At 64.5% G+C, this 15,816-nt stretch carries 17 protein-coding genes; 7 read left to right on the forward strand and 10 right to left on the reverse strand.

Going from position 1 to position 15,816, the window contains the following annotated elements; translation table 11 throughout:
- The first annotated feature begins 56 nt into the window (after positions 1-56).
- The 7 genes from XH79_RS42475 (at position 57) to XH79_RS42505 (ending at position 6,497) form a co-directional block, all read left to right on the forward strand.
- Complete coding sequence (locus XH79_RS42475; RefSeq protein ID WP_271585599.1) at positions 57-1,451, forward strand: FAD-linked oxidase C-terminal domain-containing protein; 1,395 nt, start codon at positions 57-59, stop codon at positions 1,449-1,451.
- Positions 1,448-2,971 carry a sugar ABC transporter ATP-binding protein gene (locus tag XH79_RS42480; protein WP_271585600.1) on the forward strand — a complete coding sequence of 508 codons (1,524 nt, stop codon included), beginning with the start codon at positions 1,448-1,450 and terminating at the stop codon, positions 2,969-2,971. Before XH79_RS42475 ends, XH79_RS42480 begins: the two co-directional genes overlap by 4 nt.
- A complete protein-coding gene (locus XH79_RS42485) occupies positions 2,964-3,914 on the forward strand; it encodes an ABC transporter permease (RefSeq protein WP_271585601.1) in 951 nt (316 codons plus the stop codon). Before XH79_RS42480 ends, XH79_RS42485 begins: the two co-directional genes overlap by 8 nt.
- The gene (locus XH79_RS42490) at positions 3,911-4,888 is read left to right on the forward strand and encodes an ABC transporter permease (protein ID WP_018316000.1); all 978 of its coding nucleotides are present in this window, start codon (positions 3,911-3,913) and stop codon (positions 4,886-4,888) included. Before XH79_RS42485 ends, XH79_RS42490 begins: the two co-directional genes overlap by 4 nt.
- A gap of 42 nt (positions 4,889-4,930) precedes the next feature.
- Complete coding sequence (locus XH79_RS42495) at positions 4,931-5,905, forward strand: sugar ABC transporter substrate-binding protein (RefSeq protein WP_271585602.1); 975 nt, start codon at positions 4,931-4,933, stop codon at positions 5,903-5,905.
- Positions 5,906-5,982: 77 nt separating this feature from the next.
- Entirely contained in the window at positions 5,983-6,270 is a 288-nt protein-coding gene (locus XH79_RS42500) for a YciI family protein (RefSeq protein WP_212345347.1), read from the forward strand.
- A gap of 104 nt (positions 6,271-6,374) precedes the next feature.
- Positions 6,375-6,497, forward strand: coding sequence for a hypothetical protein (locus XH79_RS42505; RefSeq protein WP_271585603.1), 123 nt, complete (start codon positions 6,375-6,377; stop codon positions 6,495-6,497).
- A gap of 17 nt (positions 6,498-6,514) precedes the next feature.
- Here the strand turns inward: XH79_RS42505 and XH79_RS42510 are convergent, their stop codons facing one another.
- The 10 genes from XH79_RS42510 to XH79_RS42555 form a co-directional block, all read right to left on the reverse strand.
- Positions 6,515-7,528 carry a formate dehydrogenase subunit gamma gene (locus XH79_RS42510; protein ID WP_271585604.1) on the reverse strand — a complete coding sequence of 338 codons (1,014 nt, stop codon included), beginning with the start codon at positions 7,526-7,528 and terminating at the stop codon, positions 6,515-6,517.
- Between the two features lie 39 nt (positions 7,529-7,567).
- Positions 7,568-8,164, reverse strand: coding sequence for a formate dehydrogenase FDH3 subunit beta (gene fdh3B, locus XH79_RS42515; RefSeq protein WP_011088224.1), 597 nt, complete (start codon positions 8,162-8,164; stop codon positions 7,568-7,570).
- 12 nt (positions 8,165-8,176) lie between these two features.
- Positions 8,177-11,119: a formate dehydrogenase subunit alpha gene (locus XH79_RS42520; protein ID WP_212345342.1), complete on the reverse strand. Its 2,943-nt coding sequence runs from the start codon at positions 11,117-11,119 to the stop codon at positions 8,177-8,179.
- A 2-nt stretch (positions 11,120-11,121) separates the two neighbouring features.
- Positions 11,122-11,340 carry a twin-arginine translocation signal domain-containing protein gene (locus tag XH79_RS42525; protein WP_271585605.1) on the reverse strand — a complete coding sequence of 73 codons (219 nt, stop codon included), beginning with the start codon at positions 11,338-11,340 and terminating at the stop codon, positions 11,122-11,124.
- A gap of 29 nt (positions 11,341-11,369) precedes the next feature.
- On the reverse strand, positions 11,370-12,152 hold the full coding sequence (locus XH79_RS42530) for a molecular chaperone TorD family protein (protein WP_271585606.1): 783 nt from the start codon (positions 12,150-12,152) through the stop codon (positions 11,370-11,372).
- A gap of 132 nt (positions 12,153-12,284) precedes the next feature.
- Positions 12,285-12,905 carry a DUF3306 domain-containing protein gene (locus XH79_RS42535; RefSeq protein ID WP_271585607.1) on the reverse strand — a complete coding sequence of 207 codons (621 nt, stop codon included), beginning with the start codon at positions 12,903-12,905 and terminating at the stop codon, positions 12,285-12,287.
- Positions 12,902-13,417, reverse strand: coding sequence for a DUF3305 domain-containing protein (locus XH79_RS42540; RefSeq protein ID WP_271585608.1), 516 nt, complete (start codon positions 13,415-13,417; stop codon positions 12,902-12,904). Before XH79_RS42540 ends, XH79_RS42535 begins: the two co-directional genes overlap by 4 nt.
- A complete protein-coding gene (locus tag XH79_RS42545) occupies positions 13,414-14,421 on the reverse strand; it encodes a DUF6352 family protein (protein WP_271585609.1) in 1,008 nt (335 codons plus the stop codon). The genes XH79_RS42540 and XH79_RS42545 overlap by 4 nt, the downstream gene beginning before the upstream one ends.
- Complete coding sequence (locus XH79_RS42550; protein WP_271585610.1) at positions 14,418-14,957, reverse strand: DUF6505 family protein; 540 nt, start codon at positions 14,955-14,957, stop codon at positions 14,418-14,420. Before XH79_RS42550 ends, XH79_RS42545 begins: the two co-directional genes overlap by 4 nt.
- Entirely contained in the window at positions 14,954-15,709 is a 756-nt protein-coding gene (locus tag XH79_RS42555; RefSeq protein WP_271585611.1) for a biotin/lipoate--protein ligase family protein, read from the reverse strand. Before XH79_RS42555 ends, XH79_RS42550 begins: the two co-directional genes overlap by 4 nt.
- Between the last annotated feature and the right edge of the window lie 107 nt (positions 15,710-15,816).

Raw genomic sequence — 15,816 nt, forward strand, 5'->3', positions numbered from 1 at the left:
ACGACAACGCAGCGGACCAACAAGAGTCCGTGAACCGGAGCGAACAGGGAGCAAGGATGGGACCGCGGGTCAGCACGAGCATTTTGGCCGATCGCCTCACCGGCATGATCGGCCCGCGCGCGAGCGTTGCGCGCGGCGTGCTCGATCAGCATGGGCAGAGCGAATCGCATTATCGCAACTTGCCGCCCGACATCGTCGTCTTCCCCGAGACGACGCAGGAGGTGGTCGAGATCGTGAAGCTGTGCGCGGGCGCAGGCATGCCGATCGTCCCGTTCGGTGCTGGGACCTCGCTCGAAGGCAATGCGGCTTCGGTCGCAGGCGGCGTCTGCTTCGACTTCGCGCGCATGAACAAGGTGCTGGCGGTACACGACAGCGACATGGACGTCGTGGTGCAGCCCGGCATCACGCGCAAGCAGCTCAATGCGGAGCTGCGCAATACCGGCTTGTTCTTCCCGATCGATCCGGGTGCGGACGCTTCGATCGGCGGCATGACCTCCACGCGTGCCTCCGGCACCATGGCCGTGCGCTACGGCACCATGAAGGACAATGTCATGGCGCTGGAGGTGGTGCTGGCCGACGGCCGCATCATCCGCACCGCAAAGCGCGCGCGGAAGTCGGCCGCGGGCTACGATTTGACGCGCATGTTCGTCGGCGCCGAAGGCACGCTCGGCGTCATCACCGAGATCACGTTGAAGGTTCACCCCGCCCCGCAGGCGATCTCGGCCGCGGTGTGCAGCTTCGATACCCTGCACGACGCCGTCGACACCGCGATCTCCGTGATCCAGTCCGCGATCCCCGTGGCGCGCGTCGAGCTGCTCGACGACGTCATGATGCGCGGCATCAACGCCTACGCCAAGCTCGGCTATCGCGAAGCGCCCACCCTGTTCTTCGAATTCCATGGCTCGGAAGCCTCCGTCGCCGAGCAGGCCGAGGCCGCGCAGGCCATCGCCGCCGACCATGGCGGCCATGGCTTCGCCTGGGCCAAGGCGCCGGAAGACCGCAGCCGGCTCTGGCATGCGCGCGACAACACGCTCTATGCCGGCCTCGGCCTGCGGCCCGGCGCACGCGCCGTGATCACCGACGTCTGCGTGCCGATCTCGCGGCTGGCGGAATGCCTGACCGAGACGCGGCGCGACGCGGATGAGCACGGCTTTATCGCGCCGATCGTCGGCCATGTCGGCGATGGCAATTTCCACATGCTGATCCTGATCGATCCGGCGAAGCCCGAGGAGGCCGAAGGCGCCAAGGCGCTCCAGGCCCGCATGGTCTCCCGTGCGATCGCGATGGACGGCACCTGCACCGGCGAGCACGGCATCGGGCTCGGCAAGATCGACTATCTCACCGACGAGCTCGGCGAGGCCGTCGATGTGATGCGGCAGATCAAGACCGCGCTCGATCCTGATGGACTGATGAATCCGGGTAAGATTTTTGCTGCCGGAGCCAAGGCATGAGCGACGCGCTCCCGATCGAGGTCACCTCGCCTGTCCCGCTGCTGGAGCTGCGTGGCATCAGCAAGGAGTTTCCCGGCGTCAAGGCGCTGGATGACGTGTCCTTTGCCGTCTACCCCGGCGAAGTCCACATGCTGCTGGGCGAGAACGGCGCCGGCAAGTCGAGCCTGATGAAGGTGCTGTGCGGCGCCTACCGCGCCGACGCCGGCGAGTTCTACCACGAGGGCGAGAAGGTCGCGATCGCATCGACCGCCGATGCGCGGAAGCTCGGCATTGCCGTGATCTTCCAGGAGTTCTCGCTCGTCCCCTATCTCGATATCGCCCAGAACATCTTCCTCGGGCGCGAGCCGAAGGGCCGTATCCCCGGTACCATCGACCGCCGCGGGATCCTGGCGGACGCAAAGCGCGTGCTCGACACGATCGGCTTCGATATCGATCCCTCCACCACCGTCGACAAGCTCGGCGTGGCGCAGCAGCAGATGGTCGAGATCGCAAAAGCGATCAGCCAGAATGCCCGCATCCTCGTGATGGACGAGCCCACCGCGGCGCTGTCCGACCGCGAAACCGAACTGCTGTTCGCGCTGATCGCGCGGCTAAAGGCCGACGGCGTGTCGATCGTCTACATATCGCACCGCATGGCCGAGGTGTTCGCGCTCGGCGATCGCATCACCGTGCTGCGCGACGGCCGTCGCATCGACGGGGTTCGCCCTGCCGATGTCACGCCGGATCAGCTCGTCCGCATGATGGTCGGCCGCAACGTCGACATGACCTATCCGCGCAATTTTGCCGACAAGCCCGGCGACGTCCTGCTGCAGGTCAAGGGCCTGACCGCGTCCACCGGCATCTCCGACATCAACATCGAGGTGCGCCGGGGCGAGATCGTCGGCCTGTGCGGCCTGGTCGGCTCCGGCCGCAGCGAGGTCGCGCGCGCCATCTTTGGCGCTGATCCCATGACATCAGGCGAGATCATCTTCGACGGCAAGACCATCTCGGGCGAGCCGGATCTCGCCGCCCGCCGCGGCATTGCGCTGATCCCGGAGAGCCGCAAGAGCGAGGGTCTCGCGCTGCTCCGGTCGGTCGGCGATAATCTGGTGGTGTCCGCGCTCAAGAAGCTCTTTCCGAGCGGCCTGTTCGACCAGCGCAGCGCGCAGCGCACGTCCGACGGCCTGATCCGGCAGCTGCGGATCGCTACCCCGAGCGCGCGGCAGACTGTCGGCCTGCTCTCCGGCGGCAACCAGCAGAAGGTCGTGATCGGCAAGTGGCTGGCGGCCGGCTCAAAACTCTTCATCTTCGATGAGCCGACGCGGGGCATCGACATCGGCGCCAAGTCGGAAATCTTCGCCCTGATCGATCGGCTCGTCGCGGAAGGCGCTGCGGCGTTGATGATCTCGTCCGAGCAGGTCGAGATCTGCCATGTCTGCGACCGCGCCTATGTGATGCGCGAGGGGCGCATTGCCGGACATTTGACGCGCAGCGAATTGACGGAGGAGAACATCGTGCGACTGGGGATGCATCATGCGTGAAGCCGCGGTCGTCTCGGAGCCCAATCCGCTGCAGCGCATTCCCGGCGTTGCCATCGTGCTGGTGCTGCTGATTGCGCTGTTCAGCGTCATCGCGCCCGGCTTCCTGTCGGTCGCCAATCTCTCCAATGTGCTGGTGCAGTCGACCATCCTGACCATGCTCGCGCTGCCGATGACCTTGATCATCATGACCGAGGGGCTCGATCTGTCGATGGGCGCGGTGCTGACGCTGACTTCGCTTTGCGTCGCGATCGTCTCGCTCGCAACCAAGTCGATGCTGCTCGGCCTTGGTGCCGGCCTCCTCGTCGGCGCCGCATTCGGCGTCGCCAACGGCTGGCTGGTCGCCATTCTCGGCATTCCGCCCTTCGTCGCGACGCTCGGCACGCTCGGCATGGCGCAAGGCCTGTCGCTGATCGTCAGCGACGGCCAGAGCGTGGTCGGCATCCCCCACAGCGTGCGCGACATCTATTCGGCGGCGCTTCTGGGCGTGCCTGTGCCGATCGTGATGGCACTGGTGACCTATGCGGCCTTCCACGGCCTGCTCTATCACACCCGCTTCGGCACCTACATTTTCGCGCTCGGGGGAAATCGCGAGGCGCTGCGCTATGCCGGCCTCTCGCCGAACCGGCTGCTGATCGCGGTCTATGCGATCGGCGGCGTCATGGCCGGGATCGCCGGCCTGTTGATGACCGCGCGGATGAATTCAGGGCACCCGACCGCAGGCCTTGGCCTCGAGTTCGATGCCATCGCGGCGGTCGCGGTCGGTGGCACCTCGTTTGAGCGCGGCAATGGCTGGCTGCTCGGCACGCTCCTCGGCGTTCTCTCGGTTGGCGTGCTGCGCAACGGGTTGAACCTGATCTCGCTGCCATCCTCGGTGCAGGTCGCAAGCGTCGGCGTGCTCGTGATCGTTGCCCTGTTCCTCGATGGCCTCAGGAGCCGCGCATGACCGACATCACCAAAGAGGCGATGATGCCGCCCCGCTCGTTCCTGTCGCAGGATGCCATCCAGGTGTTCTATCGCCTGCTGGCCGCGCTCTTGATCTGTGCGGTGCTCGCCGTGCTCAGCGATTCCTTCCTGAGCCTCGGCAACATCCTCAATGTGCTGAGACAAGCGAGCCTGACCTTCTTCATCGCCTCCGGCCTGACGCTGGTGGTGCTGACCGCAGGCCTCGATCTCTCGGTCGGTGCCAATGTCGCGCTGTCGGCCTGTATCGCCGGCACCGTGATCCACAAGACCGGCTCGCCGGCGCTCGGCATCCTCACCGGGCTTGCCTGCGGCGGCATCGTCGGCCTCCTCAACGGCATCATGGTCACCGCGCTGCGCATCCCCTCGTTCATCGCCACCTACGGCATGCTCTGGGTGCTGAACGGCCTCACCTACTGGTACATGGCGGGCGAGACCCTTCACGGCTTCCCCGCAGGCTTCCGCCAGATCGGCAGCGGCTATCTGTTCGGCCTGCCGATCCCGGTCTATCTGCTGCTGGTGTTTCTCGGGATCGGAACGCTGTTCGCGCAGCGGACGATCTGGGGCCAGGAGATCTATGCGATCGGCGCCAATCCGGTCGCGGCACGGCTATCAGGCATCCCCGTCGCGCGGCGCCTGCTGCTGGTCTACGCCGTCTCCGGCACCATGGCGGGGCTCGCCTCGATCATCTTCCTGTCGCGCCTCAATTCGGCCGAAGCCGACATCGGCGAAAGCCTGACGCTGCCGGCCATCGCGGCCGTGCTGATCGGCGGCACCTCGCTGTTCGGCGGCGTCGGCACCGTGTTCGGCACCTTCATCGGCGCACTGATCCTGACGCTGGTGCTGAACGGCATGAATCTCCTGTCGGTCAGCGCCAACTGGCAGCCGCTGGTGACAGGCATCATCGTCATTCTCGCGGTCTGGCTCGATATGAAGACCCGCCGCCGCGCGCAATGAGTTCTCGGAAATCCAACAAGCAAAATCAGGGATGGAGGCAATATGAAATTGAGACTGGACTATCTGGCGCTACCGCTGCTGATGGCGGCTGCGTTCACCACTGAGGTACGCGCCGACGGCGAGACCATCGCGGTCTTCACCAAGAACCAGACCAATCCGTTCTTCCAGACGGTGCGGGTCGGCGCCGACAACATGGCGAAGGCGCTGAACGCGAAGACGCTTCAGTACATCCCGACCAAGCCGGACTCGATCCCAGAGCAGCTCAGCCAGATCGAGGACGTCGTGGTGAAGAAGCCGAGCGCGATCGTCTTCACGCCTGTCGACTACAAGGCGATGGTGCCGGGCGTCGAGAAGATCAACGACGCCAAGATCCCGGTCATCAACATCACCGACCGCTCCGCGGGCGGCAAATTCCTCTCCTTCGTCGGCGCCGACGATTACAGCCTCGGGCTCGAGACCGCGCGCTTCCTGCTCAAGACGCTGGGCGGCAAGGGCAACATCGTCATCATCGAGGGCGTCAAGGGCTCGCTGACCAATGTCGATCGCGTCCGCGGGTTCAACGACGCGCTGAAGGAAGCGCCCGGCGCCAAGCTCCTGGCTTCGCAGCCCGGTAACTATCAACGGCTCCAGGCGCTTCAGGTGATGGAGAACCTGATGCAGTCGAATTCGCAGATCGACGGCGTGCTCGCCGCCAACGACGCCATGGCGGTCGGCGCGATCGAGGCGCTCGACGGCGCCAACCGCAAGGCGCAGGTGATCGGCATCAACGGGACCAAGGAGGCGATCGACGCGATCAAGTCCGGCAAGCTGCTCGCCAGCGGCGACTACAACGGATTCGCGCAAGGCTGCCTCGGCACCATGATGGCTGTCCGCGCCCTGCGCAATCAGCCTGTCATCAGCGAGATCGTGCTGAAGCCGACCGTCATCACCAAGGACAATTTTGGGCCGTTCGACGTCCCGCTGGAGCAGCGGACCTGCCCGACCTTCGAGGACGCCGGCAAGCTCGGCGGCAAGTAGATCGCCCGATCACGATGAACCCGGACGGCCGCCCCTCGCGGCCGTCCCAAGAACGAAGCCAAGAAACGGAGACCACCATGCTGTTCGCCATTCACGCCCTCGACCGCACCGGCGCGCTGCCGACCCGGCTCGCCAATTACGACGCCCACAAGGCCTTCCTGAGCGATACCTCGCGTTTCGGCATCAAGATTGTGATGTCGGGGCCGCTCGTCTCCGACGACGGCGCGACCATGATCGGCAGCCTGTTCCTGGTCGAAGCCCCCACGCGTGCGGAAGTCGAGGCCTTTAATCGCGCCGATCCCTTCGCAGCGGCCGGCATCTGGGAGAAGGTGACGATCACCGGGTTCATCCGGCGACAAGGATAGAGGCGATCCCCAGCCCGGTCGTGTGTGTGCCGCATCGACCTTCCCAAGCGCAGCCTTTGTCCGCAGCCAGAGGTCCTGTATAATACTCGCAAGGAGGGATCGCGATGAAGGCTTTCATCCTTGCCTGTGTTGCGACGGTCGTCATCACGATGGCTGGAGTTGCCGTGCTCGACAGCGTACAGCTCCCCGTGGCAGAGGCCTTTTCGACGACGGGCGTGCGGCTTTAGGCCCTACTCCGTATGCACTATTCGGCCGCCGACGCAGCATGGCGAGGCTGCGGCCGAGAATCGTTCGGGCCGGTCCGTGCCGACTCCTGGTCGAGCCACAGGCTATGGTGCTCGCGCGCCCAGTTGACATCCACCTCGCCTGATCCCATCGCCTCGAAGGCACCTTCCATCCCGATCGTGCCTATGTAGATGTGGGCGAGCATCGCGGCGATAAACAGCACGGCCACGACGGCGTGAACGATCTGGGCCATCTGCATGCCCTCGATCCCCGTCACGTAGAACGGGAACATCAGCACGTAGCCCGTCGCGGCCACGAGTCCACCGCCGATCACAACGATCCAGTAGATCCCCTTTTGACCCGCGTTGAAACGGCGAGCCGGCGGATGATCATGACCGAACAGGCCGCCTCCGCGCTTGATCCACTCCAGATCGACCTTGTTCGGGATATTACCGCCGATCCACATCAGAAAGATCAGCACGACGCCGATCGTGAAGGGAAAGCTCAGGTAGTTGTGCGCGTATTTTGCCCATTGCGACCATTCCGAGAAGGCCTCAAATCCAATCAGCGGAAGCAGCAGTGGCCGCCCGAACGTGACGTTCAATCCCGAGATCGCCAGGATAATGAAGCAGGTCGCGGTCATCCAGTGCACGAAACGCTCGAAGGTGTTGAACCGCACGATGGTGCGGCCGGATCGTCCGCTTTCGAGGCGGACCATGCCGCGTGTCAAATAGAAGATGACCAGCACCGCAAGCATGCCGAGCACTGCAACGCCGCCGATCCACCGCAGCGCGACGTTGCGGAATTCACGCCATTCGCGGCCGGCAGGTTGCATCAGCACGCCGGAGCGCTGGTCGGGGATGCTGACGCGTCCCTGGATCCGGTCCATCTCTTGCAGCAACTGGCGCTCGTTCACCGAGCTCGCCGTCGGATTGACCTGCTGGGCCGGCGACGGCACCGGAGCTGCCATGACCAACAGAAGCAACGCCCACGCGCCGATGGCTGGTCGAATGAACCTTGCGAATGAGGACATGTACTCCTCCCGGCATTTGTACGATGGCGCGCGGCGCCTTCAGGACTCGATTGTTTCGCGATAGGCGGTCTTCCAGCCCCATGCGCCGGAGCCATAGCCGCGCTTCAACACGCGCTCCTTGTAGATCTGGGCGATGATCTCGCCGTCGCCGGCCAGCAGCGACTTGGTCGAGCACATCTCGGCGCACAGCGGCAGCTTGCCCTCGGCCAGGCGGTTCGCGCCGTATTTTTCGTATTCCTCCTTGCTGCCGTCGGCCTCGGGACCGCCGGCGCAGTAGGTACATTTGTCCATTTTTCCGCGCGAGCCGAAATTGCCGACCTTCGGATATTGCGGCGCGCCAAACGGACAAGCGTAGAAGCAATAGCCGCAGCCGATGCAGAGATCCTTGGAGTGCAGGACCACGCCATCGGCGGTGGTATAGAAACAGTTCACCGGGCACACCGCCGCGCACGGAGCATCCGTGCAGTGCATGCAGGCCATCGAGACCGATCGTTCACCCGGCTTGCCATCGGCGATGGTGACGACCCTGCGACGGTTGATGCCCCAGGGGACCTCGTGCTCGTTCTTGCAGGCCGTGACGCAGGCGTTGCACTCGATGCAACGGTCGGCGTCGCAGAGAAACTTCATACGTGCCATCGTCGTTGCTCCTTATGCCGCCGCGATCTGGCAGAGAGTGACCTTGGTCTCCTGCATGTTCGTCGCGGGATCGTATCCGTAGGTGGTGATCGTGTTCGCGCTTTCACCGAGCACGATCGGGTCGGTGCCCTTCGGGTAGTTGCCGCGGAGATCCTTGCCCGCAAGCCAGCCACCGAAGTGGAAGGGCATCCAGGCAACTCCCTTGCCGACGCGTTCGGTGACGAGCGCCTTCATCCTTGCCCGGGAATTGTTCTCGGCTCCCGTGACCCAGACCCAGCCGCCATCCTTGACGCCGCGCTCGGCGGCGTCGGCAGGGTTGATCTCGATGAACATGTCCTGCTGCAATTCGGCGAGCCACGGATTGGTCCGGGTCTCCTCGCCGCCGCCCTCATATTCGACCAGACGGCCGGAGGACAGGATGAGCGGGAACTGCTTTGCAATTCCCTTCTCCACCGCGGCCTTCTGCACGGAGAAGCCGATATTGGGCATCCGGAACTGCTTGGCGTCGGGCAGCGTGGGGTATTTGGCGACAAGATCGACGCGCGGCGTGTAGATCGGCTCGCGATGAACCGGGATGGGATCGGGCAAGCCGAAGGCATGCATGCGCGCCTTGCCGTTGCCATAGGGAACGCAGCCATGCGCCAGCGCGACGCGCTGGATGCCGCCCGACAGGTCGAGCGCCCACGACACCGCGTCCGGAGTGGCCGGGTTGACCTTGTTGATCACCGCCATTTCCGCTTCGGTGAGCTCGGTGTCCCAGCCGAGCTTCTTCAAGCTCGCGAGCGTAAATTCCGGATAGCCGTCCTGGATGCCCGACCCCAGCGAGTACGAGCCATCCGCGAGCAGGCTCACCTTGCGCGTCGTGCCGTCCGGCAGCTTCTCCTCGCGCTCGACGCCGAACCGCGGCCGGAACGTGCCGCCGCCATCCATCACGTGCAGATTGGTATTGTAGAGCAGCGGCGTGCCGGGATGCTTGACCTCCGGCGATCCCCAACATGGCCAAGGCAGGCCGTAATAGTCGCCGCCGACCTCTGGATCGTCCTTCGGCGCGCGCATCGTCAGCATGTCGAACTTGGCCTGGTTCTTCATGTGCGCCTTGAGGCGCTCGGGCGATTGCCCGCAATAGCCGGTCGACCAGCTGCCGCGGTTCATCTCGCGCAGCACATCTTCGGCTTCAGGCAGATTGTTCTCGATCTTGATCTTCTTGAACATCTGGTCGGCGAAGCCGAGCTTCTTCGCCATCAGATAGATGATTTCGAGATCATCCTTCGACTCGAAGATCGGCTTCACGATCTGCTCGCCCCATTGCAGCGAGCGGTTGGAGGCGACGCGCGAGCCCTTGCACTCGAACTGCGTGGCGACCGGCAGGATGTAGATGCCATCCTTGCGCCCCGCTTCGACCGCCAGCGAGGCCCAGGTCGTCGGGTGCGGGTCGGCGATGACGAGCAGATCGAGTGCCTTCAGGCCGTTGAGGGATTCAGGAATGCGGGTGATGCTGTTGGAGGCGTGTCCCTGCACGAACACCGCCCTGACATTGTCCTTCTGCGCGACCTGATCCTTCGGCAGCGTCGCCGCTTCGAACCAGCGGGTCAGCGGGATGCCCGGCGTTTCCATGATCTGCTTGGAGTCGAAGCGCGACTTCAGGAAGTCATAGTCGACCTCCCAAACCCGCGACCAATGCTTCCAGGCGCCCTCGGCGAGGCCGTAGTAGAACGGCAGCGTGACGATATCGAGCCCGACGTCGGTGGCGCCCTGCACGTTGTCGTGGCCGCGGAAGATGTTGGCTCCCTTGCCCTCTCCGCCGACATTGCCGGTCATCAGCAGCAGGATGCAGCTGGCGCGCACGTTGGCGGTGCCGACGGTCTTCTGGGTCTGTCCCATGGCCCAGATCAGCGTGGCCGGCTTCTCGGTGGCGAACATCTTGGCGACGCGCTTGAGCTGCTCGCCGGGAATGCCGGTGACTCGCTCGACTTCGTCCGGAGTCCACTTCTCGACCTCCTTCTTGAGGTCGTCAAAACCGTAGACGCGCTGCCGGATGAACTCCTTGTCCTCCCAGCCGTTCTGGAGGATGTGCCACATCATGCCGTAGAGTATGGGGATGTCCGTCCCCGGCCGCATCCGCACATATTCGGTCGCATGCGCGGCGGTGCGCGTCAGGCGCGGATCGATGACGACGAAGTTGGCCTTTTGCAGTTCCTTCCCCTCGAGCAGGTGCTGCAGCGACACCGGATGCGCCTCCGCCGGATTGCCGCCCAAAATCATCTGCGTCTTCGCATTGCGGATGTCATTGTAGCTGTTGGTCATCGCGCCGTAGCCCCAGGTGTTGGCGACGCCGGTGACTGTGGTCGAATGGCAGATGCGGGCCTGGTGATCGGTGTTGTTGGTTCCCCAGAATGCGCCGAGCTTGCGGAATAGGTAGGCGCCTTCATTGGTCATCTTGGCCGAGCCGAGCCAATAAACGGAGTCAGGGCCCGACTTCTCGCGCACAGCCTGAAGCTTGTCTCCAATCTCGTTGATCGCGGTATCCCAGGAGACGCGGGTCCACTGGCCACCCACCAGTTTCATCGGATAGCGCAGCCGCCGCTCGCTGTGCACGAGCTCACGCACGGAGGCGCCCTTGGCGCAATGCGAACCGCGATTGATCGGCGAATCCCAACTCGGCTCCTGGCCGATCCATACCCCGTTCAGGACCTCGGCCGTGACCGTGCACCCGACCGAGCAATGCGTGCAGATGCTCTTGCGGACGGTCGCGCCCGCGGTGAGCGGGCCGGCCACGGCCGCTTCCGCCTTGCGCACGCCACCGACCGGCAGCGTGCCGAGCGCGGCGAGCGCGCCACCGGCAAGACCGGATTTTCGCAGGAAGCTGCGGCGGTCGAGACTGCCGGCCTGCCCCGCAAGGGACTCGGCAACGGAACCATGGCGCAGGGAATGCTGGTTTGTTCGCTTGATCAGCACGGTCAACCTCCCTTGGCCGGATAACGATTGACGCGATAGAAGGCCTTGACGTGATCGGTTTCCTTGTAGCGCGCCTTGCGCTTCTCATCGTTGGTTTCGCTGTCAGCGTGCGCGGCCCCGACCAACGGTGTCGCAAGCGTCGCGCCGGCGCCCACCGTGCCGACGCCGACCTTGCGCAGGAAATCGCGACGCCCGACTGTGGTTTTCCTGTCTTCACTCATCGCATCTCTCCTGGACCTGCCGGTGCAGGTCAGTTGGCGAACGTGAATGCTTCCGTCTCGATGTCGATAAAGGCGCGACCGAGCGCGCCGACCGTACGATAGAAGATGGCGTTCTCCGCGCGCTCGATGTCGGCGAACAGCCGACCGATCCAGGGCCCGACGTGCTTGTCGAAGAATGCGTGCTGCGCCTCGAACGACGCCGGGAAGCGGCCTCCCGCAAAGCCCGCCATGACCTCGCACAGGATGCCGGCGTGATCTTCCGGCTCCGGATTGTTCGCGGCACGCTCGATCCCAAGCGCAGCGAGGTCGGCGCGCAAGCGTGACAGCGGCCGCTCGTTGAGAAATCCGGTCAGGTAATAGGAGGCATAGGGCAGGAGCTCGCCGCGACCGAGACCGACGAACAGGTCGAAATATTCACGTTCGACCTTCGCTGGGACTGCATTGGCGGCGGCTTCAGCCAGCGCGGCATGCGCGCGTCCGAGCGGCGTCGCATCGCCCGTCAATGCGGCCAGTTGATCAAGTAGCCTTCCTGATGGTGCCGCGAGCAAGAGAGTCGCGAGCAGCAAATATTCCTGCGCACGCGCCGCATCGACGGGTTCAATCGGAACTTCGGGCAGAAGCGGCGGCTCGCTGTACAAATCAGGCCGCAAGTCATTGCGCGATACGCCGGTGGCCGCTTCGACCGCAACCACCCGTTGTGCGGGCACCTTTGTCCAGTTCGAAACGGAGGGTTGGCTAATGCCGATTTTGCGCGCAAGTCCTGCCACGCCGCCCGCGGCGTCAATGGCTCGCTCAAGGCCGTCATCACGCACGTGGACCTCCCATCCAAGTCCCAGGTGCTGATTTTTCTTTTTCTACAAAGCGCTAGACCAAGCGTAGTCCTGGCCCAACAGAGGGTCAATCGCCTCCCATAGTTTGAGGCTATGGTCTTTCGTTGGGGAGTCCTAGGGGGGCAGCGCGCCGCCATGCGTGCGGCGAGGAACCGACAGCTGTTCACTTCCAGTGCTTTCGGCGACTGTTAGTTGCGCTGCAGCAGGAGCAGGTGCGGGGCGCGCTTCCTCTTCGGCCACGATCTCGACATTTGATCTCTCAACCTCGGGCAATTCCCGCGAAGAATCCGCGACTTCAACCGGAGTCTCGGACAGCGCCTCGGCCGACTTGCTGATGCCGCCGATGATCCTGTCCACGAACGCGGCCAGTTCTGCTTCCGAACAATCCAGCGGCCCAAAGCCCGGCATTGCGGAGGGATCGTTGAAGTCCCATGCGTTTTCGGCAAGTCCCACGAAGTCGCGTATGACGGGATCAGCGCTCCAGGCGCGACGAAGCGCCGCACGTGTCAGCTCCTGCGGTATCCCTTTGCGCAGGAACGCCTTGATATCGGTCGCTGATGTGATCGAATCGATCGAAGGCAGGCTCGAGAGGTCGAACTCCACGTCGTCGTCTTTCGTGGCGGGCGGCGGCGCCGACTGCGTGTTGTCGTGCATTGCCGGATCCGGTTGCGCAGCGGTCTCCTTTGCCTCCTGCTTGAGCCGGGACCAGCGCGCCAGGAACTTATCCTCGCTCATTCGTGTCCGCCTTCATGCTGCCGGCGCGCCAGCGCCTCCGGATCGGCCTGCCGCCGCTTGCGTTTGAAGAACTCCCGTTCGACGTGGTGCTCGGCAACGAAGCTTTCAATCTGCTCGCGCAGCACGTCCGGCATGGGAACGGCCTCGACCAGATTGGCACCGGCCTCCGTGAAGGCTTCGCCTTCCGCAGGATCGGCGGTGGCGGCAGCCACCGAATAGGGCCAGACGCCTTCCGCAGGCGACAATACTGTCCAGATGCTCGGGCTCCCCGAAGCGAGATTATCGCGATAGCGCGCGGTCTCGGAACTGTAGAGATCGACCATAGCGCTGCCGGCATAAAAGAGTGTCCCACCTCCCTCTTGGCGGAGCACCGTCCAGAGCTTTGTGTCCGGCTTGTCCGGCAGCACGGCGACGGCGCGCCAGACGAAGTCGGTCCACGGCGAGTCCGCCTTGTGCCGCTCGACCACGATGCCGACAGGAATGCGCACGAGCGGCAGCGCAGCCGGGCTCATGTCACCATCTCCAGATGTTTGATCGGCAACCCCGTCAGCAAATTCTGCGGCTTCATCCGGAGCTTCTGATCGGAGTTCACCGACAGAATGAGATAGACCGGCTCGCCCTGCATCTCGTCTGCGGCCGCACTCTTGTCCGCAAACGTCAGGCGGAACAATGAAAGCACACGGCCGGCGCTGCGGTCATCGAGTTGCTCCCCATGCCAGAGACGGTCGCCCAGCCTGGTCGCATCGGCGTCGAGCCCGACATACCAGGTGAGCCGCGCATCATGCAATTCCCGCAGCGGCTCAATGCCGACGTCGATCCCGAGCAGATGGGAGATCCAGCGCGTCATCGCCTGGGCCAGCGCCCTCGACCCGCGGCCGCTTGCGGTGAGGTCGAACGCCATGTCGAAATCGTCGCTTCGGTGCCAATAGTCGTCGGCATTGTCCTCGCTCAGGACGTCGAGCTGGGCATCGGTCGCAGCCCCCAGCATCGACATCAGCGACAGCACCGGGGTCGGGCTCTGCCCACCGACGACCTCTTCGTCTCCGAGCAGCAAAGCCTGCTCATGCGGCAGGATGCGCTGCGGGCGGAAGAACAGCTCGGCTGCGCGCAGCACGAAGGGATCATCGCAGCCATCGAGCGCATTGCGCAGGATCACATGCACGAGCTGATTGACGAACAGCGGCGGCAAATCGTTGGCGCGCGACCGGACGGTTGCAAGATAGGCGGCCTCGAGCGTCGGATGCCGTACGAGGAGGTCGCGAAAGGCGAGCACGAACCGCCAATTCTCCCGGGCATCCGCATCGACAATCGCTGCGACCTCGTCAGCACCGACCGGCCGGCGGGGGGCGGCAAGCAGCGCGCGGTGCAGCCGCCGCTCGACCGGGCATGCTTCGTCCGGCGGAATCAGCTCGGGACGGGCAAAATAGGCCTTCAGGAACTCGTCGGTGACGCAAAGCCCGCCGCTCTCATTGCGATCGAGCAGATGGTGGCCGCACGCGATCCAGAAATCGTTCATCGGGGCTGCGGCTCCTGGCTCATATCGGCAAGCCTGACATTGCTGTCGGGTTCGACATCATCTTCGGCTTCCATGAACGAGAACGCCTTGCCGTGCCCCTGCCCTTGCCGCAGCTGCAACCTGCGGAACGACTCGCGGACCTCGCCGCCGCTGACCGAGCGGTGGACGGCAATGAGCGAACTGATCGGATGCGTGCAGAGCGACTGCACAAAGGCAACCTCCTCTTCGGCGGCCGTCCGCGCGGTTGCCGGATCCGGCGCGCCGAAACGATCGATGAGTTGGCCGGCAAGGAGCTCGATCAGCGCCCGGCAATCGCTCTCCGTTGCCGGCACAATCTGCGCCAGCGTCGACCAGCCCCAGGATTGCACCCCGAGGAAGCCACTGCGAAACGCCGCGCGCGCCTTGCCGCTCAACGTCGCGGGATCCTGGTCGCAGAAGCGGAACGCGCCCGAGACGGCCCATTCGCCGGGCTCGGCCGCCGCATCGAACACGAACGTATCGGAGGGATCGAGCGCGATGGTGCGCAGCAGTTTCATAGCCGCGGCCCCCCGAGTTTCGGATCGAGCCAGGATGGCTTGGCGAGCGCCTTGACGAGCTCGCTCCGCTCGACCCTGTCGGTGCCGACGCGGCGCGTGAGGAGATCGCCGCTCTCGTCGATCCGCAGGACGGTTCCCCGCTCACGGGGAATCCGGCTGAGATAGTCGCGCGCGACGCTGTCAAAGCCATCGACCTGCCAGCTATCGAACACCCGCATCAGGTGCCGTGCAAAACTCTCGGTCACCTCTGCGGCTCCGGCTTCGCCAAACCCCTCCTCATCGAGTGCGGACGCGAGCGGATGAATGCCGGGCCCCTGCTCGGCCATTGCGACCGTCCGGATCATGGCGCCAAACACCAGCCAGGCGGGCGGCTCGTCCTCGCGCACAGACGAGGGCCATCCCATCCGCCCACCGCCGACCAGCCCGCCATCGATCTTGACGGCGTCGGGCCAGCCGATCGCGACCGTCTTGTTCGGCGGCGCGTAGGCGCGAAGAGCGTCAGTGAGCGCGACCATGCCGGCGTAGAAGGCGCGCCGCGCGGTCCTCAACGGTTCGCCCGGATCGAGCACCACGGCAAATTCGGCGAGATCGAACCGCCCGACATACACCAGCGTGCCGGCGCCGCTTTTTGGTGCAATGCGAGAAGCGTGCGCGAAGGCGTCTCCCCCCTCACGCAGCCGGACGAGCGTGAACGGCGGCGGCAGATGGATCGCTTCCGCCAGGGAAACGTGGCTGGTTGGGGTCGACCGCAAGGCCGTCCTCCACTTTCCTTTTCTTCCCGATAGTGAAAATCTATACGAGGTGCAGGAATGGCGCGAGTCCGTAAGTCGGCGCCGCACTGGCGGAGGGATTGACCTGA

The organism is Bradyrhizobium sp. CCBAU 45389 (genome assembly GCF_028128625.1).
In the GTDB taxonomy this organism is placed as follows: Bacteria; Pseudomonadota; Alphaproteobacteria; order Rhizobiales; family Xanthobacteraceae; genus Bradyrhizobium; species Bradyrhizobium liaoningense_B.